Source organism: Leucogemmata humicola, assembly GCF_055379415.1.
In genome coordinates this window covers 3,819,539-3,844,930 of the sequence record NZ_AP040875.1, presented here as the reverse complement: position 1 = coordinate 3,844,930, position 25,392 = coordinate 3,819,539, and the positions used below count along the sequence as shown (strand labels likewise).

Sequence of the window (25,392 nt, the reverse complement as noted above, 5' to 3'; positions counted from 1 at the left end):
GCTACGCTGCGGACGTCATGAGCGGGAGCGAACGTCTCCCGCTCTCGATCAATCCGCCGCCCAGCACACGATCGCCGTCGTAGAGCACGAGCGACTGTCCCGGCGCGATCGCCGCGACCGGCTCGTCGAGCGCGAGCTCGATCTCCGTACCGTCGAGGCGCACAATTTCGGCCGCGGCCGGCGCCGAGCGATGGCGAATCTGTACCGAGATGTGCGCACCAACCGACGGCGCATCGACGAGCCAGTTCACAGAGCGCGCGATCACGCCGCGTCCGAGCAACTCTGGGCGCGGACCAATCACGACCGCGCGATCGCTCGGGCGAATCGCGACGACGAACATCGGCTCGTGGAATCCACCGGGAAGGCCGCGACGCTGACCGATCGTGAAACGCGCGAACCCGTCGTGCGTGCCGACGACCGTGCCATCAGAGAGTACGAATGGACCGCGCGAGAGCGACGGTGCGTCTGCGCCGAGTCGCTGGCGAATGATCTTCGTGTGATCGCCGTCGGGTACAAAGCAAATATCCTGGCTCTCCACCTTCTCGGCGATGAGCTCGAGTCCGAGCTGGTGCGCGACCGCGCGCGTCTCCGGCTTGGTCTGCGAACCGACGGGCAGAATCATGCGGCGCAGCACGGATCGATCGATGCCCCACAGGAAGTACGACTGATCCTTGGAGTGATCGAGGCCGCGCAACAATTCGCCGTTCTCCGTGCGCGCATAGTGTCCGGTTGCAATCCACTTCGCGTCGATCGCATCGGCCTTCACGAGAAGGTCGCGGAACTTCGTGAACGTATTGCAGCGGACGCACGGAATCGGTGTGCGGCCATTCGCATACTCGTTCACGAAATCGTCAACGACGTCGCGGCCGAAGGCGCTCTCGAGATTCAGCACATAATGCGGAACGCCGAGCTGCTGACAGACGCGACGCGCATCGTTCACGGAGTCGAGCGAGCAGCACGGCCGGTCGGGCAGGTCATCGCCATGGCAGAACAGCTTCATCGTCGCGCCGACGACGTCGTAGCCCTGCTCGACGAGCATCGCCGCGGCGACGGACGAGTCCACGCCGCCGGACATGGCGACCAGCACTCGCTCCTTCATCGCGTCAGCCCGCCGTGGGCGCCATGCCACGCGCCTTGTTGACGAGAGCTGGAAACACGTCGGCGACGCGATCGATGCACGCATCGGTCGTCAGACTGCCAAGGCTCATACGAATGGCCGACGACGCGAGATCTGGCTCGACGCCAATCGCGCTCAACACATGCGACGGGCTGATGCTGCCCGACTGACACGCTGAACCCGCCGAGCAACCGATGCCGCGCAGGTCGAGCGCCATGAGCATAGACTCACTGTCCGTACCAGGCACGGAGACGCTGAGGATGTGCGGCGCGCGCCGCGCGGCGCTGCGGCCGTGAATCATCGCGTCGGGAATCTTGGCGAGAATCGCAGCTTCGAGCCGCGACCGCAGACGCTCGAGCCGTGCGCACTCTGTCTCACGCTCCGCCAGCGTCAGCTCGGCGGCGAGCGCGAAGCCGACTGCGTACGCAACGTTCTCTGTACCCGGGCGACGCCCGCGATCCTGCGAGCCACCATGCAGCATCGGCTCGACCGTCATGCCGCGACGAATGAACATCGCGCCAATGCCCTTGGGCGCACCGACCTTGTGACCCGAGATGCTAAGGTAGTCGAACGGAGTCGTCTTCGCGTCGATCGAAACCTTGCCGAACGCCTGAACGGCGTCGGTGTGGAACAGCGCGCCACGCGCCTTTGTTGCCTGGACGAGCTCCTCGATCGGCTGAATCGTGCCGATCTCGTTGTTCACCCACATGATGGTGGCGATCGCCGTATCGTGCCCGATCGTCTCGGGGAACGAAGATACGTCGACGATTCCTTCGGCCGTCATCGCGCAGAACCGCTCGGTCGCGCCCTCGTGCGCCGCCTGGTGCACCGAGGCGAGCACCGCCTTGTGCTCGATCGGCGTCGTCACCACCGCGTTGCGGTTGGCATCCTTCCGAGCGCGCCAGGCGCCCAGAATCGCGAGGTTATCGGACTCTGTTCCGCCGGACGTGAAACAAATTTCGTCAGGCGACGCGCCGAGACAGTGGGCAACGCGCTCGCGGGCCTCATCGAGCGCCGTACGAGCTTCGCGCCCCCAGCGATGTACGCTGGACGGATTCCCGAAACGCGGACCGTAGAACGGCAGCATCGCCTCGAGAACCTCGGCTCGAACGGGCGTCGTCGCAGCGTGATCGAGGTAGATAGGTTCTGGCATAGCAACAATATACAGCGTTTTCCGGCCGTTCGCCGCAGGCTACCGCGACCCGAAGAGCTTGCTTCGCACGGCCCAGAGTTCGGGGAAGAATTTCTGGTCGATCGTCTTCATCAGGTATCGAGAGCCGAGCGTACCGCCGGTGCCTCCCGTCGACGGTCCAATCACCCGCTCGACGAGTTGGACGTGGTTGAATCGCCACTGTCCAAATAGCTGCTCGTATTCCAACAACGCCTCGGCCAGAAAGAACAGGACAGTCGGCCCCGGGCCAAGGTACAGGTCGTCGATCTTGACGCTATTCGTGTCCAGGAGCTTGAGGAACAGCTCCTGAAGCGTGGGACGCTGGAGAACCCGGCGCACCACCTCGGGGACCTCTCCGTGCTCCTCGAGCGCGCGCATGAAGTGCTCGTCGCGCAGACCTGAAGCGGCTTCGATGGCGCGGAATTGCACGCTCTGCGATCCGCTCGACGTCCCCAGATACCCCCGAAACTGAGCGAAGTGCTGCGGGGGCAGCGTCTCGAGCGACGAGAGCTGCGCCGACACGATTCGCATGAGTGCATTGACGCGCTGAAGTCGCCAGAGCGCCGGGCCTGCCTCGCCGTTCTCGAGGGCCGTGATCAGACCGTCGATATCGTGGAGGATCGCCTTGAACCACAGCTCACTCGCTTGGTGTACGACGATGAACAGCAACTCGTCGGCGTGCTCGGGTTGTGAGCGCGGATGCTGGAGCGACAGCAGCTGCTCCAGCGAGAGATACGAGCCGTAGGTGACGCCACTATTCGGGTCGCTCAAAACGTCGATACCTCGAGCGAGAGGACGTCGTCGACCGCCACCATCTCCGTCGTGAAGAATGGTTCGGCGTACTGCCGGCGAATGAGTGAACCGTAATAGGCCGCGTGATGTCGAACGGCATCCTCGAGCGGCTCGCCATTCGGATAGACTTCACCCGCCTGCGTGACGCCTTGGAATTGCGAAGCGTAGCAGCGAATGGCCTCGAGCTTTTGCTCGAACTCCGCGGAGATGTCGACGACGAAGCTGGGCCGAACAAAATCCTGCCGGTATGCGAGGCAGTGAATGATCTTGACCGGACGATGTTTCTCGCCCGAACCCGGTGCGTACTTCGCCAGGCCAGACAGGAACGATGCGTCGCGCACGAGCTGCGCCGATGCGATGTGATCGGGATGTCTGCCCTCGAGCGCCGGTGCAATGACGACGCGCGGACGCAAACGACGAATCGCGCCGACGAGCTTTTCGCGCGCTGCGAGGTCGTTGACGATATTCGCGTCGGATAATCCGAGATTCTCGCGAACCGCGACGCCGAGCACTTTGCTCGCGCGCTGCGCCTCGGCCGCGCGAATCTGCGCCGAGCCCTTGGTGCCGAGTTCGCCTTGCGTGAGATCTAGAATTCCGACGCGGCGGCCGGCTTTCGCGGCTTTGGCCAACACGCCGCCACAGGTGAGCTCAGCGTCGTCCGGATGGGCGACGATCGCGAGCAGGTCCACTGTTTCCATAGCCCCGAATATATCGGGAGCAGGGAGGGGGAGCGGGAGGCCGCTCCCTACTCGTGTCGGAGCGCTACGACTGGATCCAATCTCGCCGCGCGGACGGCCGGCAGCATGCCGAAGACTACGCCGGTGACCGCACTCGCGCCGAGCGCCGACAGTACGGCGGATACAGGCGTGGACGCGGGGATAGCCGGCCACGCCGTTCGCACGCCGATGGATGTCGCGATACCGAGAACGAGTCCTACGGCGGCGCCGCAGCCCGTGAGCGTGACTGCTTCGACGAGGAACTGCCACAGGATGGTACCGCGCGTGGCACCGAGCGCCTTTCGCACACCGATCTCACGCGTTCGCTCGGTTACCGAAATCATCATGATCGCGATTACACCGATGCCGCCCACGAGCAATCCGACGGACGACAGGGCAATGCCGACGACGAAGAACGTTCCGAAGAGCTGATTGTATGTATCGAGCAGCTTGTCCTGCGTTACGACGGCGAAGTTCATTCGATCGCTCGGGCGCAGTCCGCGATACCCGCGCAGGAACGCAGTGACGTCGTCGACTGCTTCGTCCGCCCTCACTCCTTCGCGAGGTTTGACGATGAGGTTCAGTCCGCGGACGTAGAGGTTCATGTGCCGACGGCCGGTTTCGATCGGCACGATTGCCTTGGGCGAATCGCCGCCACCCGCCGACGTCGGTGTGCCCATGGGGCTCGCCGTGTAGTGGTACAGCCCGATCACGGTGAACTGCTGGCCGTTGATCGAGATGATCTTGTCGAGCGGATCGGATTCGCCGAACAGTGTTTCTGCGAGCTTGTCGTTAACGACAACGACGCGCGCTGCGCCCTGTGACTCGGCGTAGGTAAAGCTGCGGCCGGGGAAAATGTCCCCGCCGTCGACTTCGGTCCAACTCGGCGAGTAGTACTCGATGCCGGCGCTGAGCGAGCGATCGCGGTATTTGAACGTGGCACCGTTCGCGACGTGCTGCGTCACCGCGAGGATCGACGACAGACGACCGATGCCGATTGCCTCTTCAGGCGTGATGGGCGGATTTCGTCGTTCGGGACACGAGTTGGGATCACTCGGGTCGCAGCTCTGAAAGCCGCTCATCGGCCGACGATAAACGAAGAACGAGTTCGGTCCGGCGGCAGCCACGTCTCGCGCGAACGACTCGTTTACGCCGCGTACCACGGACGAGAGTGCAACGACAACGAACACGCCAACTGCCACGCCGAGAATCGTCAGCGCAGCGCGACCCTTGTTCGAGCGAATCGAATCGAACGCAATGCTCACACCTTCGAGCACGCGAATCAGCCAGGCGAAGGGTCTCATGTTTCGTGTCGAAGCGCTTCGATGGGATCGAGCAGCGATGCACGGCGCGCCGGGTATACGCCGGACACGATACCAACCACGGTGCCGAGCAGCGTCGCGGCGACGAGCGACCAGGGAGCGACGGCAGCTGGCAGCGGTGTGTTCAGTGAGATGATCTTTGCCGCAAGCAGCCCGCACAGAATGCCGATCATCGCGCCGACGGTGCTCAGCGTCGCGGATTCGATCAGGAACTGACGCAGGATGTCCTTGCGTCGCGCCCCGAGCGATTTGCGGATCCCAATTTCGTGCGTGCGTTCAGCGACGGAGACGAGCATGATATTCATGATCACCATGCCGCCGACGATCAGGCTGATGCCGGGAAGCGCAGCACCGATGATCGTCATCGTGCTCTTGATGCGCTCGAAGAACGCGAGCGCCGATGCCGACGTTTCCATCACGAAATTATCCTGAACGCCGGGGCGGAGGTGGCGATTGGCGCGCAGCGTCTCGCGCACCATCTCCATCACATCATCCATCATCATCGCCGTGGGCGACTGCACGAGCAGCCCGCCGATGTCTCCACGTGCGTTGGTCAAACGATGCAAGGGCGAATTGAACGGGGCAATCGCGAGCTCGTCGAGCGATTGGCCGAACATCGTACCCTGGTGTTCGATGACGCCGATGATCTGATACGGAATACCGCCGAGCCGCAGTTCGCGGCCAATCGCATTCAAGTTTGGAAAGAAGAATTTGGCAACTTCATCGCCCACGACGAGCACCGGCGTGCCAAGCTCATATTCCTGCGGCGCGATCATTCGCCCGGCGCTCAGATCGTACTTCTTGATCGTGAAGTAGTCGCCGTCCACCGCGTGAATCTCGACGCGTCGCGGCCGCGCAAACGACGTCGACGCCATGGCGGACGACTGGCTTTCGATCGCCCAGTGGGTTCCGTTCGGCAGTACCGACTTCACGAGCGAGACGTCGGCGGCGTAAAAGCGCGGGCGACGCTGCCACTCCATCCACTCTTCGCGCGTGACGTTGTTGCCGAACCACGGATACCGGCGGAGTGTGAACGTATTCGCGCCGAGCATTCGGCCCGCGAAGTCGTTCTCCATGTACCGGCCAAGCCCCTCGACGATCGAGACGACGGCGATGAGGAACATCACGCCGATCATCACGCCGAGGAGCGTGAAGAAGCTTTTCAGCTTCTGCACGCGGATCTGAATCAGCGCGAGGCGGACAGCTTCAATGAAAGGCAAGGCGGAAGCGGGAGAGGGAAGCGGGGGTGGGGAACTGCCGGGACCTTCCTAGAACCGCGATTGCCTATTCGTATCTGAGTGCGTCTACGGGGTCGAGCTTGGCGGCGCGCATGGCGGGGAGCATTCCGAACATCACGCCGGTAATCGCGCTCGCGCCGAGCGCGGCCACAATGGCGAGTGGCGGAATCGAGGCCTGAATTGGTGTCGCATTGCGAATAATTACCGACACGATCGCGCCGAAGATCAGACCGAACACCGCGCCGATACCGGTGAGCGTCACCGCCTCGACTAGGAACTGCCAGAGAATCGTACCGCGCGTCGCGCCGAGTGCCTTTCGTACGCCGATTTCTCGCGTACGCTCGGTCACCGAGATCATCATGATCGCGACCACGCCAACACCGCCGACGATCAAGCCAACCGCCGACAGCACGATCATCACGAGGAAGAACATGCCGAAGATCTTGTTGTACGTGTCGAGCAGCTGGTCCTGCGTGATGAGCGCGAAATCGTTCGGCGCCGACGGGCGAAGTGCGTGTCGCGCACGCATCGTCGCGATGACATCGTCTTCGGCCTCATCGCGCGTTACGCCGGCGCGCGGGATGATCGCAATGCCGACGTCGGCATACGACGCCTTGAGCGAGCGAACCGCCGCCTGAAATGGCACGATGGCGCGCGGGCGGTTGCCGCCGGCGAGGAAACTCGCCTGGTAGTGATAGATCCCGATGACTTTGAACGGCGATCCAGCAACGGTGATCTGCTTGTCGAGTGGATCCGATTCACCAAACAACTTCTTCGCCATCTCGTCGTTGATGATGATGACGTGATCGCCGTTCAGTTCTTCGGCCTCGGTAAAGCTGCGTCCGGGGTAGAGATCGCCGGCGCCGTCGATGATCGTCCAGTTCGACGTGTAGCCGATGACCTGTGTGCCGCTCAACACGCGATCGCGATACCGAACTTCCTTGCTCATCTGCAACTGCGCACCCGCGGCACGAACCGACGGGAGCATGTTGAGCACTTTGTTATCGGCGTACGAGAGCCGCGGATTGTGGCGCCACTTGCACGTATCGTCGCTGCCGTCGCACGCTTCGAAGGTGATCGGATAGCGGCTGACGAAGAATGTCGTGGGGCCCGCCGACTCGAAGTCCTTGGCCACGCTCGCGTTGATGCCGTGGATTGCCGCGGAGATGACGACGACCACAAACACACCGACCGCGACACCAAGAATGGTGAGTGCGGCGCGGACACGATTTGACTTGATCGACTCGAGCGCGATGGCGATGCCTTCCAGGAGGCCGGAAAGCCAGATGGTGAATTTCGACATCAGGTTTCCTGCCGCATGGCGGCGATCGGATCGAGCAGTGCGGCGCGGCTCGCCGGATAGATCCCGGCGATGATGCCAACGCCTGCGCCGACGCCGACCCCGACGAAGATCGACCAGACCTCGACCGCCGCGGGAAGCGGCGAGACGAGCGCGATCAGCTTCGCGAAGCCAATGCCCAGGAGAACGCCGAGGGCTGCGCCCAACGTAGAGAGCGTTGCCGATTCGACCATGAACTGGTTCAGGATGTCTTGGCGACGCGCGCCAATCGACTTACGAATGCCGATTTCACGCGTGCGCTCGGCGACCGCGACGAGCATGATGTTCATGATGACGATCGCGCCAACCACGAGGCCGACCGTTGGCAGGGCAATGCCCGCGACGATCAGATAACTCTGAATCTTGTTCCAGAACTCGAGCGCCGAGTCCGACGTTTCGAGCGCGAAGTCGTCCGGCTGCGACGGGTGGAGATGGTGACGCGCGCGCATGACCGCGCGTGTCGCTTCCATTGCTTCGCGAAGGCTGTTGTCGCTCTGCGCCTGCACCGTCACCTGATCGACGACACCGTGCGGATTCACCCAACGATTCAGCGGCGACCGGTCAGGCGCGATGACGAACTTGTCCATCGAAATGCCGAAGACGCTGCCCTGTTTTTCGGCGACGCCGATGACGTTGTACGGAATGCCCTGAATCTTCAGCTCGCGCCCCACCGGCTCGAGGGCGGGGAAGAAGTGATCGGCAACGTCCTGGCCAATCACGACCACCGGTGCGCCCAGTGTGTATTCCTGTGGGCTGATGAGGCGGCCCTTGGAGACGCCCATCTTCTTGATCGTGAACCAGCCATCCGACACGGTCGAACACTGCGTTCGACGCGGCTTGGAATAGATCGACTCGACGTTGAGGTTGTCGCTGCTCTCGGTAGCCGCGATCACGTCCGGCGAGAGAGCGGCCATCACCGGCGTCACGTCGGCGTATTCGATGCGCGGGCGGCGGCGCCATTCGCGGCGCTCGTCATCGGTCACGTCGCCCATCTGAATGTTGGGGCGCTGCCGAAGCTGGAATGAATTCACCGGAATGATCTTTCCGATCAGGTCATCCTTCATGTAGCGGCCCATGCCGCCCACGATCGAGACAACCGCAATCAGAAACGTCACGCCGATCGTCACGCCGAGCACCGTGAAGAAGCTCTTGAGCTTCTGCACACGGATGGTCTCGAACGCGAGGAGAACAGACTGCAGGAAAGACATGGGGAGGAGACAGGATTGAGGTCTGAGGATGGAGTCCGTCCTCAAACGGAAGCGGCGCGCTTGCGCGCGCCGCTTCGACGTACCTTGGGGCTCGCTCTCAGTCCTACGAGAGGAGCGAGCCTCGGGTTACAACCTTAAATGCCGAGGCGTGAGGCGAAGGCCTCGCGGCGCTCGTCGGTCGAGATCAGGCCGTCGCGGAGGACGACAACGCGGCGCGCGTGCGCGGCGATGTCGGGCTCGTGGGTGACCATGACGACCGTCTGGCCGGTGGTCGCCAGGTTCTCGAACACGCGCATGATTTCTTCCGACGTCTGTGAATCGAGGTTACCCGTCGGTTCGTCGGCGAGAAGCATTGCGGGATCGTTCACCAGGGCGCGCGCAATGGCGACGCGCTGGCGCTGACCGCCGGAGAGCTCGTTCGGACGGTGATCCATGCGGTGGTCGAGCTGCACCTTTTCCAGCGCCTGCTTGGCGCGACGCTTTCGCTCATCGCCACTGACACCGGCGTACACGAGCGGCAGTTCGACGTTGTGCAACGCCGTGGCGCGGGGCAGGAGGTTGAACGTCTGGAAGACGAAACCAATTTCCTTGTTGCGGACGCGTGCAAGCGCATCGTCCGTCATCTTCGAGACTTCCTGGCCACTGAGCCAGTATTCGCCGGCGTTGGGCGTATCGAGGCAGCCAATGATGTTCATGAGCGTCGACTTGCCGGAGCCCGACGGTCCCATGATGGCGACGTATTCGTTGCGCGCGATGGCGATGTCGACGCCGCGCAGTGCGCGGACAATTTCGCCGCCCATGTCGTATTCGCGCTTGATGCCGCGCGTCACGATGACCCACTTCGGATCGGGCGCCGACCCTGGCTTTGCTACAACGGCCTGCCGCTCAGCCGTCAGGCCGAGCGGGGCTTCTACGGTGTTTTGACTCACGACTTGGTCCCCGGGGTGGGCTTCTTCGCGTCGACCTTGGGCTCGCGCACCAGCGCGCCGTCCTTCAGTTCGCGAATGGCCTGGTAGGTGCCTGCGACAATCTTGTCGCCGTCCTTGAGACCACTCAAGACCTCAAAGTGTTTCTCGCCGGCGATACCTACTTTTACGGCCCGGAAGGTCACTTTGTTGTCGGTTCCTACCACAAATACGCCTTCGACGTCTTTTTTCCCGATATCCTTTGACGGCTTGGCTTTGCCGAGCCCGACGGCGGTGTCGCCGCTCTGCACGGCCTGGTTCTCTCGGACCGTCAGCGCGATGATCGGCACCGACAGGACGCTGTTCCGCTTGTCCGTGACGACCTTGGCCGTGGCGGAGAAGTCAGGACGGGTGTCGACCGGGGCATTCAGGAGCTGGATCGTCACTTCGTAGTCGACCGCCTGATCGGTGGTCGCCGTTGCCGCCTTGACCGAGCTGTTCGAGATCTTGGTCACCCGGCCGACGAACGTCGTATCCTGGAACGCGTCGATCTGAACCTGCGCCGAATCGCCGACCTTGATGCGCGCGACGTCGGTCTCGTCGACCTTCACGCGCGTCTCGAGGACAGACATGTCGCTGATTGTGAGCAGCGTCGCCGCGTCCTTGTTGAACGTGCCCGGGACGGCCGTTTCACCCTGCTCCACGGCCAGGCGCGTCACGCGTCCGGTCATCGGGGCGTAGATGGTCGTCTTCTCGAGCGCGCTCTTCGCATCGTTGAGCGACGCCGTAGCCTGATCCACGGAGTGCTTGCTCGACTCCACGACAGCCTTGTTGACTTCGACGGCCGTGCGGAGCTGCTCGACTGCTTCGTCGGTGACGAAGGTGGGATTCGACTTCTTCATCGACGCCGAGCGGTCGTAGTTGCGCTGCGCCTGATCGAGGTTCGCGACCGCCTGGGCGAGCTGCGCCTTACCCGACGCGACAGCGGCGAGCGCGCGATCCACGTTCGCTTGCGGCTGCGACGGATCGATCTGCAGAAGGAAATCGCCGGCCTTGACCATCTGGCCTTCCTTCACCGACAGCTTGATGATCTTGCCGCTCACGTCAGAGGCGACGTCGACTTTCGTCTGTGGGCGAACCTGTCCGCTAGCCGTGACCGAGGCGATGAGATCGCGCTTCTGGACTGCCTCCATACGCACCTCGACGGCCTTGTTGCCGCGTTTGGATGCGCTCATGCCGAGGACTGATCCGATCGCGACGACCGCAATGATGCCGATCGCCCACTTTGCTTTCTTACCCATTTGTATGACTCAGCCTCAGCGGAGGGGACGTCCCACCGCGTTTTCGAGCGCGGCGAAATTGAAGTGGTATTGATAAATCGCGTTCACGCGATCGATCTGCGTTTTCTCATACGTCGCACGGGCGGTCGTGACGTCCAGGAACGTCTTCGCGCCAACGCGATAGCTGGCTTCGTTCAGCGCCAGGTCTTCCGCTGCCTTGGCAGCAATCTGGGTCTGGAGTTCGACCGTCTTTGCCGACGTCACGAGGTTGAGGTACGCCTGGGTGACGTCCGTGGTGATCTGCAGCGTGCGGGCGCGAACGTCGTACGTGGCGTTGTCATGCTGTACGCGCGCCTGTTCGACGTTCTGCTCACGTGCGAAGCCGTTGAAAATCGGCAGCGACACCGACGCGTTGAGGCTGAACGGTGCCTTGCTGAACTTGAACGGCTGGTTTCCAGCGCGCGCCGCGGCGAGCTGCGCCTCGCTCAGCGTGGGCGACCCGCAGCCAAGCTTCGGAAGGCCAGCGCCCGAACGCAGCGAGTCGTACGACACGCAGCTGCTGTAGCTCTGCGCCGCGTTGAGCTGTGCTCTCGACGCGAGGATTTCGGAATTGGTGTAGCCGAACGCGTTGGCGCCCCAACCCGTGCTGAGGCTCAGCGACGGGAGATAGTTCGCCTGCGCGACGCGGACATTCATTCTGCTTGCATACTCGCGCGACCGCTTGGCTCCGAGATCGGGATTCACGCGCTGTGCGAGGCTCAGGAGCTCTTCGAGCTTGAGGCTCGGCTCAGCGAGCGAGAAGGTCGTCGACAGGTTCGCGTTGAGGTTCGCGGGAATGCCGAGCGACTGATAGAGACGGAGCTTTGCGACCTGTGCGTTGTTGTGCGCGGTCAGCGCATTCACCTGTGCCTGGCCCAATGCAACTTCGGCGGTGCGAACGTCGATGATCGTGCCGGCGCCGACCTTGAGCTTGGCGTTGACGAGATCGAGTTGGCCTTGTGCGGTCTGCACGAGCGAATCGAGCACCGCCGCCTGTGCTTCGTTCTGGCCAACCGCGATGTATTGCTGCGTCACTGTGGCGCGCACGAATTCGTCGGTGTTCGCCACGTCCGCCTGGCCGGCATCGCGACTCGCCCGCGCAGCGCGCGGGGCGTAGACGGCTTGCGCTCCAATGGCATAGCGGAGCGAGATGTTGTAGCCCGACTGATAGGAGTCGGAGCTTCCACCCGGAATGGCCACGCCGTTGAAGTACTGCGTGCCGCCCTGATTGAAGGTCGTGCCTACGCCCGCACTGGCGCTGGGCAGGAGCGCACCGTAGGTCGATCGAACCTGGGCATCCAGGTTGCGCACGTTGTTCTGTGTCTGAACGAGCTGCGGATTGTTCTGCCGCGCCGTAGCGATGGCTTCTTCGAGGGTCAGGGTGTTACCGCGAACCGTAGCCGAGGGCTGCTGCTGGCCAAACGCGGCTTGCGCGGGGATCGCCAGGAGCGCGACGAGCCTCAACGAACGCATGATGGGAAAATCCTGTGGATTGGGGTCTGCGCGACATACGCACCGTGCGGCGGCGCGGTTTCAAACGAAATCGGGGAGGGTCGAGAGTTCAGGGTCGAGGGTCCAGGCGGATGTGGGCGGCAATGTCGCGCCCATGGAGCAGCGCAAAGCGCCGCATCCCCCTTCGACCCCCAACTCCAGACCCGAAATTTATCGGGGTGCGTCCTCTCGTGTGGCCACGACTCCTTGGGCTGGCACCTCGACGCGAAGCAGGCGGCCCTGGGTGTCGATCCAGAACTCGTACCGGGCGGGACCGGACGCGAGGGTGTAGTGCGTACCCGTAACCGACTTGCCGCCCACGTCGACAGGCTCGAGACCCTTTGCGGTCAGGGTGACCGGGGACCCGTGAGCCGCCCGGGGCTCGATCGCCTGGAAGCTGCCCGGTCGCTTGACGAGCGTCACGAAGTACAGCTGATGGAGCAGGCCAGGTTCGAGGATCAGGCTCCGGCCAGCGGTCATCGGGTACTCACGCATCGATTCGTCGCCCGCCTGCGTGGTCGACACCGTGGCAAGACGGCCGGCGCGAGCCTGAGCCGTCACGCTGAAAATGTTGGCGCCTTTGTCGGTGACCCGCATTTCGTACTTCATCGGGGTGCCCGACGAGTCGGTGGTCAGCGTCGTACGCGTTTGCTGGGTCCCCGCCACCTGATGGCTGGTCGCGGTGATCTGGCCGTCGTCGCGACGGATGATGCGGAAGCTTTCCGTGGTCGTTGGCGACCCGGTTTTGTTGACCGTGAAGGTCCCCTCGTCGATGGCCCGGCCCTGGGCAATCAATGGAGAGGCCGCGAGGGCCAGGAGCGAGACCGCAATACGGAGACGCATGGTGTGGTATTCTACCCCGGGCAAACTGGGGGGTTCACGAGTCGGCGGGCGGCGGGGCCTTGAAAACGCGGTCGCGGATCCTGGTATACATCCGCTCGTACAATGCTCGGCCCTTTTCGGCGGTGGAGAGCGACGGTCGGCCGATCGAGCCGGGGCCCTCACCAGGGACCCGCAACCAGCCGCGGCGGTAACGTCGCAGCTCGTCACGGGACATCATATAATCCTGAGCCAGTTCCATGTTCACCAGCTCGGGGGCGATGTACAGAAGCAGTGAAGTGTCTACTTCGTCACCATGCATGGGTTCGGACTGTCCTTCCAATAGATCCTCGAAGTTCAATCCGAAAATGTCCACGACCCGCACCCGGGCGCCGTTCGTAATGACCGTCGACAATGCTTCCAAATGAGGGTCATGCTCGTGGGCGGTGAGCAGAATGAACTCCTGCATCCCCGACTCTTCCCAGGTGTTCAACAGGTCGTTCAGCATTCGGTGCAGCGTTTTCTTTCGGAGCGACGCGTTACCGGGAAAGGATCGTTCGGTTTCGGCGTTGACGCCGTACTCGACCGTGGGAGCGAGCAGCACGCCAAACTCCGCAGACAGATCGCGCGACAGTCGCTCCACGATGACCGTATCGCCGCCCATGGGCAGGTGCGGGCCGTGCTGCTCGCACGTGCCTACGGGAATGATCAGCCGCGGGTCGCGCCTCATGAGAGTCGCGACATCCTGGGGCCGCATTTCTTTGAGGCAGCGCGGTCGTGGCGTGCCGGCGGGAGGTTGACTCATTTCGTCTGAGCAATCTGTTCAAGGCGCGCGCCAACCCGATCCGGGACCCGGGCGGTGGACGTGGTGGGCAGTTGCGGCGGGCGTCGCACTCATCGCGGCGAGCCAGTGGCTCCACGCGCCGAGCGTAGAGTATCTGGTCCCGTTCGCCATCGCTACCGTTGCGGCGCTCATCGCAGCCGCCCGGACGAAGGGCGCTCCTCGTTGGTGGGCGCGCGCGTGCGCGGTGCTTCTCGCCGCGTCGGCCGCAATGGCGATCCCGGCGCAGCGCGATCTCTGGCGAATTTCACACGACTGGTCGGGATGGCGACGCGAGACCGCGCTGCGTGGTCTCACCGCGCTCGGTCACGCGCTCGACGCCGCGACTGGCTGGGCGCTCGCAGCGGGGCAGGGCGCGCTCGACGCGCCGCGCGAACGTAGCCTCGCTTTCGAGGCGTTACAGCAAGGGACCTTGGCTCGCGACGAGAGCGGTGTGGCGCTCTTTCAGGGCGACAGTGTACTCGCCTGGTCTGGCGTCATTCGTCCGCAGCTCGACCTGTCGCGCCTTGGCGCGAGCGTCATCGCAACGCCGACGGACGTACCGTTTTACCTGGCGCTTCAGATCGTGCAACGACGCGCCGATCGTGTTGTCGCGTCGGTGGCCCTCATCGATGCTGTTCCGCCGGCCGATCGATTGACTTGGCCGTTGGCGCGCCGAGTCGCGGGAGAAATGGGGCTGAGCGGCTTTCAGTTCGCACCAGCGAGCGATTCGACGGCCGACACGGAAGTACTTCGCTACGCGATCAACAACTTCAGATTGTTCGATGTACGCGTGACCCCGCTCGTGCAGGGCGAGGTTGCGCAGCGCATCACCGAACGGATTCGCGCGCGCGCTGGTCTCGCATTCCTGTTGGCGCTCGGCTGCTTCGTCATCGGCGTGTGGGGAGGAACGCGCTCGTTGTCGCAGCGCGTAGCGGCGCTCGCTACCGGACTCGCGTGCACCGCGCTCGTTCCGCTCAATCAGTTCTCGAATCTCACCCGCCTGTTCGATCCGTCGGTGTATTTCACCCCACGCGGTGGACCGCTCACCGGGAACGCAGGTGCTTTGCTCACGACCAGCGCGCTGGCGCTGCTTGGCGTACTGGCCGTGTTTCGCCGGCAGGGATACCGCACGTCGCGGTGGGTACCGATCGCAACCGTCCTTCTCGTCGCGGGGCTTGGGCCCTTTCTCCTGCGAGAGCTCGCGCGCGGCGTGCAGATCCCCGTGCACGGTGTCGACTCTCGCCTCTGGTTGATTTGGGAGGTTCCGCTCTTTCTCGCGGCGGTGTCGGTGTTGCTCGCAGGAACTGCCGCGGGCGCAGCGCTGCTTGGTCCTCGTCGTGGAGTTCCGCCGTGGGTCGCGCCAGTTGCGGCGACGATTGCGGCGATCGTCGCGCCAGTCGTGTGGCAAGCGCCAGGTCGGTGGCCGTGGTGGTATACGTTCCTTTGGGTCGCGGCAATTACAGTTCTCGCATTCAGTCGGCGCAGCCGGTCGATGATCCTCAGCGCGTCGATCGTGGCCGGGCTTGGTGCGACGACGCTGGTGTGGGGGCGCACGTCGCGCGGTCGCGTCGATGCCGCGGTGCGTGATCTCGCGGGACTCAGTCAAGTCGATTCCGTGGGGGTCGCGCTGCTGCATCGGTTCGGGCTCGTGCTCGGTAGCGACGATGCGCCGGTGTCACGACAGGGACTGCTACAGCACTTTGTCGCATCCGATGTTGCCGCAGCCGGAAATCCCGTCGCGCTCTTTGCGTGGCCGAATGATTCTGGTCCCGTCGCCGCGTTTGCCACGGCGCAGATTCCGATTCCGAAAGACATCTCGCGGTTGGTCGCACGCGCGAGACAGACAGGGAGCCTTTTGCTCGAGGCAGCCCCGACGGATACGTCACTCGAGTTGGTGATGGCGGCGCCGTCGCCTGGTGGCGGAGTCACGGCAGTTGTCATGGCGCCGCGCAGCCGGCTCTTCGAGCCCGATCCGTTCGGACGGCTCATTGGTCTCGACGTCGATCCGGAGGGCGAGCCGCCCTACACCGTGCGGCTTCGTGAAGGTGCGCCGGCGGCCGCGGTGAACGGGCCGATTTCCTGGCGACGCGACGGCAGCGAATTGCACGGAGACTGGATTGTTGCCACCGGCACGGGCGCCGCACAGGCGCACATCGAAGTCGAACTGCGTCCGCTGAACGCGCTGATCCAGCGCGGCGCGCTGATCGTGCTGCTCAACGTCAGCATCGTCGGATTGCTGTGGATCGTGAGCGTCGTCGCCGACGGCGGTGGTGGACGATGGCTGCGTGCGCGTCGCCGGTCGTGGAGTCGCAGCTATCGTGTTCGACTCTCGCTGGCGCTCTTCGCTTTCTTCGTGATTCCGGCCACGGCATTCGCGGTATGGTCGTACGAACAGCTTGCGACCGACGCGACGCAATCGCGATCGGTACTGGTTCGCGAAACGCTGCGCGCACTCGCACCGCCGCAGCGGCCACTCTGGCTCCCGGCCGAGAGCGATCGACTCGACACGCCGTTGTTTCTCTTCTATGGAGGCGAGCTGACGGAGACGAGCGATTCGCTTCTCACCGACATCGCGCCGATTGGCCGCTTCCTCGATCGCGACTCGGAGCTCACGCTGACGTTGCAGGGCGAGGCGACCGATACGCGACTGCAGGATGTCGATCGCGCGTCGATGCTATTTGGATATCGATCGTTCAACGACCCGGGGCGGAGAACGATCGTGATCGGCGCGCCGGCGCGGGCCGACGAACTCGCGCTCGGCCGCCGTCGTCGCGACCTCGGCGTACTAGTCTTGTTCGCGACGGCCGTTGGCGCGCTTGCGGCGCTCTGGCTGAGCGGCATCGCGGCTCGACAGCTCGCGCGACCGATCGGTACGCTGCGCGCGGCGGCACTCGCGATTGCCAGCGGCGAGCGCGCTCCGCAGATCGAGGCCGAGCCGACGGTCGAATTCAATCCGGTGTTCACGGCATTCCGTAGGATGGCTGCCGACCTCAATGCTAGCCGCACGGCCCTCGAGGAAGCGCAGCGCCGTACAGCCGCCGTCCTCCGGAACGTTGCGAGCGGCGTCGTTGCGGTGGATCCGAATGGCCACGTGTCGCTCGCGAACCCGAGTGCGGAGACGCTCGTGGGTGGCGCGCTGACGTCGGGCGCTCCATTCGCGACGCAGGCGCCACGAGCGATCGCCGACGTCGTCGAGCGTTTTCTCAACGCCAGCGATGGTGATGAAGAGTTCGAGCTCGCTGTGGACCAGCGGCAATTGCGAGGGACACTGACTCGCTTGGCTCGCGGCGGCGTTGTGGTCACGCTCGACGACGTCACCGAGTTGGCGCGAGCCCAACGCGTCCTGGCTTGGGGCGAGATGGCCCGACAGGTGGCGCACGAGATCAAGAATCCGTTGACGCCAATCCGGCTCGGCGTCCAGCACCTCCGCCGCGCCCGCAACGACAAGCGCGTCGACTTCGATCGCGTGCTCGACCACAACGTCAATCAGATTTTGACGGAGATCGACCGCCTCGACGAGATCGCTCGCGCCTTCAGTCGTTACGGCGCGGCCCCTGAGGAGCGGCGTCGTCCCACGGCGCTCGACGTCGCGGCGATCGTGCGCGAGGTGATTTCCCTCGAGCGCATGGGCGCAGAGGGTGGCGTGATCTGGGAGGAGCAGGGCGTCGACATTCCGCTCTACGCGTTTGCGCTTGGCGACGAACTGAAAGAGGTACTACTCAACGTCCTCGAGAATGCTCGGCTGGCGCAGGCGCGCACCGTCCGCGTGTCGGTCTCGTTGGGTGACGACGTCGGCGGCGATCGACCGGTTCTGATCACGACGCGCGACGATGGTCACGGCATTCCCGCCGACGTGATGCCGCGCATCTTTGAGCCGCACTTCTCCACGCGGACGAGTGGAAGTGGGCTGGGTCTCGCGATCAGCCGTCAGCTGGTTGAAGGCTGGGGGGGAGGGATCAGCGTCGAGAGCGAGGTCGGGAAGGGGACGGCCGTCGAAATCCGACTACTCGGGTCGCGGCAAAACAGCCTTGTTCACGAATGACACGAATAAAAACAGAATCGAATCGCTCGCTCTCAGGCCTTGTCTTGGCCGCTTCGCTCTGCTGAGTTGGCGGTACGACGTGTGAACGGGACGGTTGGATTCGTTCCTATTCGTGTTATTTGTCAGGTCGTTTGCCACCAACCGGCCGCCTAGGCATTCCGGTCCGCTAGCCGCTTATTCTGACTGTTTTGATATTCACGAACTCTCGTAGACCGAAGGCGGCGAGTTCGCGACCGTAGCCAGACGCTTTGACGCCGCCGAACGGGAAGCGTGGGTCGGATGCGACCATCCCGTTGATGAACACGCTGCCGGCTTCAAGACCGCGGGCGAAGCGGTCGATTTCGCCTGCGTCCTTCGTCCAAGCAGCGGCGCCGAGGCCGAAGCGTGAATCGTTCGCGATCTTGATCGCGTCGTCGACGTCGCTGGCGCGCATGAGGGCCGCGACTGGGCCGAACGTCTCTTCGCGAAAGGCCGCGGCGTCGAAGGGCACATCGCCGAGCACTGTAGGTTCGTAGAAAAACCCTGCGCCCTCGCGGCGCTTGCCGCCAAGCAAGAGTCGCGCGCCGGATGCGACCGAACGTTTGACCTGGTCGTCGATGTCGTCGCGAATCTGGGCCGTCGCGAGCGGACCAACGTTCGTGCGCTCGTCCATCGGATCGCCGACAACGAGCGATTCCATGCGCGCGACGAACCGACGCGCGAACTCTTCATAGATCGCGTCAGCGACGATGAAACGCTTTGCGGCGATGCACGATTGGCCGTTGTTGATCGTTCGCGCGGTGACTGCCGTGGTTACCGCGGCATCGAGGTCGGCGCTCGGCATGACGACGAATGCGTCGCTGCCGCCGAGCTCGAGGACCGTCTTCTTGATGTGCTTTCCGGCGATGGACGCCACGCTACTCCCGGCGCCCTCGCTTCCGGTGAGCGTTGCCGCGGCGACACGGTCATCGGCGAGAATGCCCGCGATCGCATCGGAACCTATGAGCAAACTCTGAAACACGCCGCCCGGCGCGCCCGCTTCCTGAAAGAGCTGCTCCAGGGCGAGTGAACACTGCGGCACGTTCGACGCGTGCTTGAGCAGGCCGACGTTCCCGGCGGCGATCGCCGGCGCGGCGAAGCGAATCACCTGCCAGAAAGGAAAATTCCACGGCATCACCGCGAGCACCACACCGATCGGCTCAAAGGCGACGAAGCTTCGTTCGCCGGGAACATCGACGGGTTCGTCAGCGAGAAAGCGCGCGGCGTTGTCGGCGTAGAACCGACAGCCGCGTGCACACTTCACGGCTTCCTCGATGGCCGCGCCGATCGGCTTGCCCATCTCGATCGTCATCAGGCGGCCGTACTGGAGCTTTCGCTGCTCGAGCAGATCGGCGGCGCGTCGCAGCACCGTGACGCGCTGGTCGAGCGGCGTGTGACGCCACGTTAGGCTCGCGGCGTGCGCCGCGGCCAGCTTACTCTCGACTTCGCGCTCCGTAAGCGCGGGATACGACTGTACTCGCTCGCCCGTTGCCGGGTTGATCGTCTCGATGGCCATCGTCCCTTTCCGTCAGACGTGCATTACGACGTGAACAGGGAATCTCCCGACCAGCCGACGCCGGCGCCATCGGGTGCGTCTGGTCCAAACCAACGACGCCACCACGGAATCTGACGTTCGCGCTCGAAGACGACCTGAACCGCTTCGCGCCATGCCGCCTGCATTGGCGCTGCGTCGGCGAACCGATCATCGGGTGACGCCGAGAGCCCTCGACGGAGCCAGTCGGCGATCTCGGGTTGATACGACGACAAGTCGACATCGCCCTGCAGCTCGCGGGCGAGAATCGACGCGCTATCGCGTTCGCCAAACGGCGCGGCGCCCGTGAGCGCGTAGGCGACAATCGCGGCAATCGAGAAGCAGTCCGCCGCTGCGTCCTGCGCTTCGCCGAGCAGCTGTTCGGGTGGCGCGAACGCCGGCGTGCCCGACGCGCCTGCCGTCTCTTCGCCGGTCACGTTCGCAATACCGAAGTCGGCCAGGCGCCAGCGACGATACCGATCGATGAGGACGTTCTCGGGCTTGAGATCGCGGTGCACGATACCGATCGAGTGCGCCGCAGCGAGCCCGCTGAGAATGAAGTCGACCTGCGGCGCGATCTCCGTGAGCGTTCGTGGTCCAGAGCGCGCCACGAGATCGGCCACCGAACCACCCTCGGCCAACTCCATCGTGTACCACGCCACGTCGCCTCGGCTGTCCCAGTCGAAGATCGGGACGATGGCCGGATGCGCGAGCTGCGCAGCAAGCTTGGCTTCGCGACGGAAGCGACCGACGGTTCGCTCGTCGCGCGCGACGTGCGGATGCAGCAGCTTGAGCGCGACTTCGCGACCGAGCGTGAGGTCGCGCACGCGCCAAACAGAACCGAACGAGCCGGAGCCGAGCGCGGCGAGGACTTCGTAGTCGTCGGCGAGCGCCCAACGCAGACGCACCTCAGCCGACTCGCTCACGTGAAGCGTGTTTGGTTCGTCGCCGGCGAGCATCAGCATCGTGCGACTGCCGACCACACGGTCGACAGCGCGAAGCATCGCCGCGAGCGACGGATATCGTCGAGCAGGATCCGGATGCAATGCGCGATCGATGACGATGCGCACCGCCTGTGGCGCGTCGGGACGCAGCAACTGGAGGGGCGGAACTTCGTCCGACGGCGGATTCTCGCCTGTGAGCATCGCGAAGCAGATCGCAGCGAGTTGCCACTGATCGCTGAGCGGCGTTGGCGTCCACTTGCCCGTCGTCCATTCTTTCGGAATGGGCATGAGGCGTACGTCGGGCGAGATCCCCGTCGGGATCTCGTTCAGTGGCATGGCCCATTGCCAGCCGATGATCCAGAGCCGGCCCATCGGCGTGGTCCATACCGTGTCGGGCGACATCGCTCCGTGTGCGGTGCCGAGGTCGTGGAGGTAGCTCAGCGCGGAGCCGACCTCGCGGAATACACGCAGCACGCCGGGCACGTCGTCGGTACCCATGCGGCGCAAGCGAGCGCCTACCGTTTCACCCGCGATCCAGCGACGAAGATACCCGGGGCCGCGCCGGCTCTCGGAGAACGACGCCCAGTAGTGATACGTGGTCGGCATCGCGGGGTGGTTGCGATGCGCGAGATGTCGCGCCTCCGCCTCCAACCATGCGTTATGTGCGGGATCGGGCGCACTCACGAGCGACAGCGAGCGCCCCAACGCATCGATCACTTCCTGATAGTGCCGATGCTCGGTGTTCAATCCGTCGGCGCCCCAGCTCCACCCCGGAGGAAGTTGCCAGTCGCGCAAATGCGCCGGCACCTCCGTGGTGACGCTGTACATGCTCGGTTCGGATTCACTCATCGCGGGAGGGTATGAACGTCACTACAGCTTGGATTCGGACAGGATCTGAGCGGCCGCGGCTTCGAAGTCCGGGAACAGTGCGACATCGGGCAATACGGCGACCTCGACGTTCCGCACGCGAACCTGGTCGCCCGGCGGCGCAGACGATGCGAGCGACGGCACGTGCACCGTCACCGATACAACGCGCCAGAGCGTGCTCGGCCTGGTCATTTCGCCGGACGCATCGATCGTGTCGAGCTGAATGACCTCACCGCGCGCCGGGATGACCGCGGTCTGACAGTCGGCGAGCACTTGCTCGTGGCGATCGTGGCGGACGACGCGCATTGTAACCATCGTAAGCTCGTGGCTCAGGCAACACCAAGCTATCGGACCGCGAAGGGTGGGACCAGCGGCGGAGCGAAACTCATGTGGCCCGCGTACGTATTGGTGACAGACGGTAAGACATTCGCTACACGGAGGGCTCAGTGTTCCACGGACTTCTCACACTCGTCGGCCTCGCCATCACCGCAGTTGCGGGTCTCGGGGGCTATTTCGTCGCGCGCCAATTCACGCAGAACAAGCTGCGGTATGTGGACGCCGTGCATAAAGGACTCTTTCCGGTCGCCGCCGGGGTGGGCGCCGCGCTCGTCGCCACGCCGGTCGTCTGGCTATTGCCGCTCGTTGGCGGCGGAACGGCGCTGTTGTTCGGTGGTGCAGTGGCCATGGGCGCTGCCGCCGGCGCGAGAGACATTCGCAAGCGTATCGGCGCGTAGTTTCTCCGCTCTGGCGCCAGCGCTTCGCGCGGCGCCAGAGCTTCCGCCGAGCGGTTTGGCCGCCTAGCCGAACAGACGGCGGCGATACAACCTTCACGCATCCTCGGCCGCCCCGGCCGCCTCTGTCATCCGGAGCCTTCGATGCGTTTGTCGGTTGCCCTCCTCGCAACGCTTGCTGTTCCCGCCCTTTTGTCAGCGCAAGCGCTGCCGCCCCACCAGCAGCTGGCGCATGACATCTACAAAGAGCTGATCGAGATCAACACGGCAGACTCGGTCGGAAACACGACGACCGCCGCAAACGCCGTTGCCAAGCGCTTTCTCGATGCCGGGTTCCCCGCATCTGACATCTTCCAGGGCGGCGGACGGCCGGACAAGGGCAACGTCGTCATCCGCTACCATGGCAAGGGCGGCGCGGCCAAGCCGATTCTTCTCCTCGCGCACCTCGACGTTGTACAGGCGCTCAAGACCGATTGGTCGCCGGACATCGATCCCTTCAAGTTCATCGAGCGCGACGGCTACTACTACGGCCGCGGCACGAGCGACGACAAGGCAATGGCGTCGATTTTCATCGCCAATCTGCTGCGCTTCAAGAAGGAGAACTACACTCCTGAGCGCGACATCATTCTTGCGCTGACGGCGGATGAAGAGGGTGGTCCAGCCAACGGCGTTCGCTGGCTAATCGCGAATCACAAAGAGCAGATCGACGCGGCATACGCGTTGAACGAAGGCGGCGGTGGCGCGTTGCGCGACGGCAAGCCTTTCATCAACTCCGTGGGAGCCGCCGAAAAGGTCTCCGCCAACTTCACCGTGTCCACGGCGAATCGCGGCGGCCACTCGTCGGTGCCGCGCGACGATAACGCGATCTACGAGCTTGCTCAGGCGCTCACGCAGATCGCGACGTATCAGTTTCCCGTGATGCTCAACGAGGTGACGAAGGCGTACTTCTCGAAGACCGCCGCGATCGAAACGCCGGAAATGGGCGCCGCGATGCGCGCCATCGTAGCGAATCAGAATGACGCCGCCGCGTCGGCGACGATCTCGAAGGATCCGCGCTACCGCTCGATGCTGCGCACGACCTGCGTGGCGACGATGCTGTCGGGCGGACACGCGCGCAATGCGCTGCCGCAAACGGCAACCGCCAATGTGAACTGCCGCATGGCGCCGGGCCACGATCCTGCGGCGGTGCGCGACGGTTTGCTCAAGGCCGCCAACGACACAGGCGTACAGATCTCTCGTGCGCCAGCGATGGAGCGTGCCGCGCCGTCCCCGCTGTCGTCCGAGGTGATGGGTCCGATCGAGAAGGTCACGCGCGACGTGTTCGGTCCCACGGTCGCCGTGATTCCGACCATGGGCACAGGCGCGACGGACAGCAAATATCTTCGCGCGATCGGCATTCCGGGGTACGGCGTGTCGGGCATCTTCGGCGATCCGAACGACGGTCGCGCACACGGCAAGGATGAGCGTGTGCTCATCAAATCTTACTATGACGGCCAGGAGTTCCTGTATCGGCTCGTGAAGGAGATGACGTCGACCCGTCCGGTGCCTTGATTTGAGAAGTCGAATGCGTTCTCCCGTGACCCGATGGATCCTTCTGTCGGCGCTACTCGCGCCGATGAGTGTCGCGAGCGGGCAGAAGCCAAAGGCCGATGCATGGGTCGATCCGGCGCACCACAAGTCGGGCTTCGTCAACGTGGCGCCGGGCGTGCGACTGCACTATCTCGACTTCGGTGGCACGGGCGAGCCGGTCGTGCTGCTCGCCGGACTAGGGAATACAGCGCACGCCTATGATGACTTCGCGCCGGCGCTCACCGATCGGTTTCACGTCGTCGCGCTTACGCGCCGAGGTTTCGGTGAGTCGTCGCATCCGGAATCCGGTTACGATACGCCGAGGCTCGTCGATGACATTCTCGCGGCGCTCGACCGGCTACATCTCGGACGGGTCATTCTCATTGGGCATTCGATCGCCGGCGAGGAGATGACGCTGTTGGCCGGCGAGCATCCGGATCGTGTTTCCAAACTCGTGTATCTCGACGCGGCCTACGATCGTGTGCTCGCCGACTCGCTGCTCGACGAGGCGTTTCCGGTGGCGCTCGACATTCCGTCTCGGCCGCAGCCCGCAGCGGCAGATACCGCTACCGCCGCAGGATACGTGGCATTCGTGCACGCAACGCGCGGCGTGAACATTCCCGAAGCCGATATTCGAGCGCGATACAAGTATGACGGTTGGAACGAAGAGGTCACGCTACCCTATACCTCGATCGACGTCGACCATCCGAACTACAAGGCGGTGCGCGCTCCAGCGTTGGCGATTTACGCGGTCACGGACACCGTGACGCAACTCGAGCCGTGGCAGCGCAGCGATCGCGAGCACGCGGCCGGACTGCAGCAGATGATTCGCGGAACCGAAATCGCCGAACGTCCTTCGCGGCTGCAGTTCAAGAAGGAGATGGCGCACGGCGGCGTGCTCGAGATTCACGGCGGGCACCACTGGATCTTCGTCAGCAATCGAGACGAAGTTGTTGGTGCCGTGCGACGCTTTCTGCTGGGGCGCTGAGCTTAGTTCAGAAAACGCGCACGTTGGTCGGGCGTCGGCATGAGGCACGACGGCGCTTGGCGAATGATCTTCTTGCGATGCCGAGCGATGACATCGTACAGCCAGTCGCGTAGCGGCCGCGGTACGATCGAACCGACCATCGCCAGCGCGCCCCACTTGCCGCCGAGGTATCGCAACACGCGAAGCACGGCGGCGGAGCGTACGAATACGGTGCCTGTCTCGGGGCGATCACTGGGTTCATACCAGATCACCGAATCGATTGCGCCGAGTTCCGTGTGTTGACGACGAAGCGCGTGTCCCAGACCGCTCTCGAGCGGCGTGAAATTTAGGAAATGGCGTTTGCGTTCGTGGTCGAGCACGAACTGCACGCTTCGCGCGCAGAAGCCGCAGCTTCCATCGTAGAGCAGGATTGGCGATCGGTCATTCATTCGCCCGAAAGATA

General features: G+C 63.9%; 21 protein-coding genes. 4 read left to right on the top strand and 17 right to left on the bottom strand.

Translation table 11 applies throughout. The features are described 5' to 3' along the window. Position 1: 1 nt before the first annotated feature. From mnmA to AC6H4Z_RS16275, 13 genes are all read right to left on the bottom strand, one after another. Positions 2 to 1,099, bottom strand: a complete 1,098-nt coding sequence (mnmA, locus tag AC6H4Z_RS16335; RefSeq protein WP_497543023.1) for a tRNA 2-thiouridine(34) synthase MnmA — start codon at positions 1,097 to 1,099, stop codon at positions 2 to 4. A 4-nt stretch (positions 1,100 to 1,103) separates the two neighbouring features. Then, a complete protein-coding gene (locus AC6H4Z_RS16330) occupies positions 1,104 to 2,270 on the bottom strand; it encodes a cysteine desulfurase family protein (protein ID WP_497543022.1) in 1,167 nt (388 codons plus the stop codon). 39 nt (positions 2,271 to 2,309) lie between these two features. Beyond that, positions 2,310 to 3,059 carry a tryptophan 2,3-dioxygenase family protein gene (locus AC6H4Z_RS16325; RefSeq protein WP_497543021.1) on the bottom strand — a complete coding sequence of 250 codons (750 nt, stop codon included), beginning with the start codon at positions 3,057 to 3,059 and terminating at the stop codon, positions 2,310 to 2,312. Continuing rightward, entirely contained in the window at positions 3,056 to 3,778 is a 723-nt protein-coding gene (gene bshB1 / locus AC6H4Z_RS16320; protein ID WP_497543020.1) for a bacillithiol biosynthesis deacetylase BshB1, read from the bottom strand. The genes AC6H4Z_RS16325 and bshB1 overlap by 4 nt, the downstream gene beginning before the upstream one ends. Positions 3,779 to 3,825: 47 nt before the next feature. After that, on the bottom strand, positions 3,826 to 5,100 hold the full coding sequence (locus AC6H4Z_RS16315) for an ABC transporter permease (protein ID WP_497543019.1): 1,275 nt from the start codon (positions 5,098 to 5,100) through the stop codon (positions 3,826 to 3,828). Further along, entirely contained in the window at positions 5,097 to 6,338 is a 1,242-nt protein-coding gene (locus AC6H4Z_RS16310; protein ID WP_497543018.1) for an ABC transporter permease, read from the bottom strand. The genes AC6H4Z_RS16315 and AC6H4Z_RS16310 overlap by 4 nt, the downstream gene beginning before the upstream one ends. A 64-nt stretch (positions 6,339 to 6,402) precedes the next feature. Continuing rightward, positions 6,403 to 7,659 carry an ABC transporter permease gene (locus AC6H4Z_RS16305; RefSeq protein WP_497543017.1) on the bottom strand — a complete coding sequence of 419 codons (1,257 nt, stop codon included), beginning with the start codon at positions 7,657 to 7,659 and terminating at the stop codon, positions 6,403 to 6,405. Next, entirely contained in the window at positions 7,659 to 8,903 is a 1,245-nt protein-coding gene (locus AC6H4Z_RS16300; RefSeq protein ID WP_497543016.1) for an ABC transporter permease, read from the bottom strand. Before AC6H4Z_RS16300 ends, AC6H4Z_RS16305 begins: the two co-directional genes overlap by 1 nt. Before the next feature lie 134 nt (positions 8,904 to 9,037). Beyond that, the gene (locus AC6H4Z_RS16295) at positions 9,038 to 9,703 is read right to left on the bottom strand and encodes an ABC transporter ATP-binding protein (protein WP_497547057.1); all 666 of its coding nucleotides are present in this window, start codon (positions 9,701 to 9,703) and stop codon (positions 9,038 to 9,040) included. A 125-nt stretch (positions 9,704 to 9,828) separates the two neighbouring features. Beyond that, positions 9,829 to 11,109, bottom strand: a complete 1,281-nt coding sequence (locus tag AC6H4Z_RS16290; protein WP_497543015.1) for an efflux RND transporter periplasmic adaptor subunit — start codon at positions 11,107 to 11,109, stop codon at positions 9,829 to 9,831. Positions 11,110 to 11,124: 15 nt separating this feature from the next. Next, positions 11,125 to 12,600 (bottom strand): TolC family protein, encoded by a 1,476-nt coding sequence (locus AC6H4Z_RS16285; RefSeq protein ID WP_497543014.1) that lies wholly within the window; start codon positions 12,598 to 12,600, stop codon positions 11,125 to 11,127. A 189-nt stretch (positions 12,601 to 12,789) separates the two neighbouring features. Continuing rightward, positions 12,790 to 13,461 carry a DUF6134 family protein gene (locus tag AC6H4Z_RS16280; RefSeq protein WP_497543013.1) on the bottom strand — a complete coding sequence of 224 codons (672 nt, stop codon included), beginning with the start codon at positions 13,459 to 13,461 and terminating at the stop codon, positions 12,790 to 12,792. A gap of 34 nt (positions 13,462 to 13,495) precedes the next feature. Further along, a complete protein-coding gene (locus AC6H4Z_RS16275) occupies positions 13,496 to 14,194 on the bottom strand; it encodes a creatininase family protein (protein WP_497547056.1) in 699 nt (232 codons plus the stop codon). A gap of 271 nt (positions 14,195 to 14,465) precedes the next feature. Between AC6H4Z_RS16275 and AC6H4Z_RS16270 the strand changes: the two genes are divergently transcribed. Beyond that, a complete protein-coding gene (locus AC6H4Z_RS16270; RefSeq protein ID WP_497543012.1) occupies positions 14,466 to 18,302 on the top strand; it encodes an ATP-binding protein in 3,837 nt (1,278 codons plus the stop codon). A gap of 166 nt (positions 18,303 to 18,468) precedes the next feature. On the opposite strand, the gene AC6H4Z_RS16265 is transcribed toward AC6H4Z_RS16270, so the two are convergent. The 3 genes from AC6H4Z_RS16265 to AC6H4Z_RS16255 are packed head-to-tail and all read right to left on the bottom strand — an operon-like array spanning position 18,469 to position 21,977. Then, positions 18,469 to 19,836 carry an NAD-dependent succinate-semialdehyde dehydrogenase gene (locus AC6H4Z_RS16265; RefSeq protein ID WP_497543011.1) on the bottom strand — a complete coding sequence of 456 codons (1,368 nt, stop codon included), beginning with the start codon at positions 19,834 to 19,836 and terminating at the stop codon, positions 18,469 to 18,471. A gap of 23 nt (positions 19,837 to 19,859) precedes the next feature. After that, a complete protein-coding gene (locus AC6H4Z_RS16260; RefSeq protein ID WP_497543010.1) occupies positions 19,860 to 21,644 on the bottom strand; it encodes a protein kinase domain-containing protein in 1,785 nt (594 codons plus the stop codon). Between the two features lie 21 nt (positions 21,645 to 21,665). Then, positions 21,666 to 21,977: a hypothetical protein gene (locus tag AC6H4Z_RS16255; protein ID WP_497543009.1), complete on the bottom strand. Its 312-nt coding sequence runs from the start codon at positions 21,975 to 21,977 to the stop codon at positions 21,666 to 21,668. 131 nt (positions 21,978 to 22,108) lie between these two features. Here AC6H4Z_RS16255 and AC6H4Z_RS16250 point away from each other — a divergent pair, with 131 nt between their 5' ends. From AC6H4Z_RS16250 to AC6H4Z_RS16240, 3 genes are all read left to right on the top strand, one after another. Beyond that, positions 22,109 to 22,396 carry a hypothetical protein gene (locus tag AC6H4Z_RS16250; protein WP_497543008.1) on the top strand — a complete coding sequence of 96 codons (288 nt, stop codon included), beginning with the start codon at positions 22,109 to 22,111 and terminating at the stop codon, positions 22,394 to 22,396. Between the two features lie 141 nt (positions 22,397 to 22,537). Further along, positions 22,538 to 23,944, top strand: coding sequence for a M20/M25/M40 family metallo-hydrolase (locus AC6H4Z_RS16245; protein WP_497543007.1), 1,407 nt, complete (start codon positions 22,538 to 22,540; stop codon positions 23,942 to 23,944). Positions 23,945 to 23,957: 13 nt separating this feature from the next. Next, positions 23,958 to 24,950 (top strand): alpha/beta fold hydrolase, encoded by a 993-nt coding sequence (locus AC6H4Z_RS16240; protein ID WP_497543006.1) that lies wholly within the window; start codon positions 23,958 to 23,960, stop codon positions 24,948 to 24,950. Between the two features lie 2 nt (positions 24,951 to 24,952). Here AC6H4Z_RS16240 and AC6H4Z_RS16235 read toward each other — a convergent pair whose 3' ends face one another. Then, complete coding sequence (locus AC6H4Z_RS16235) at positions 24,953 to 25,378, bottom strand: thiol-disulfide oxidoreductase DCC family protein (RefSeq protein ID WP_497543005.1); 426 nt, start codon at positions 25,376 to 25,378, stop codon at positions 24,953 to 24,955. Between the last annotated feature and the right edge of the window lie 14 nt (positions 25,379 to 25,392).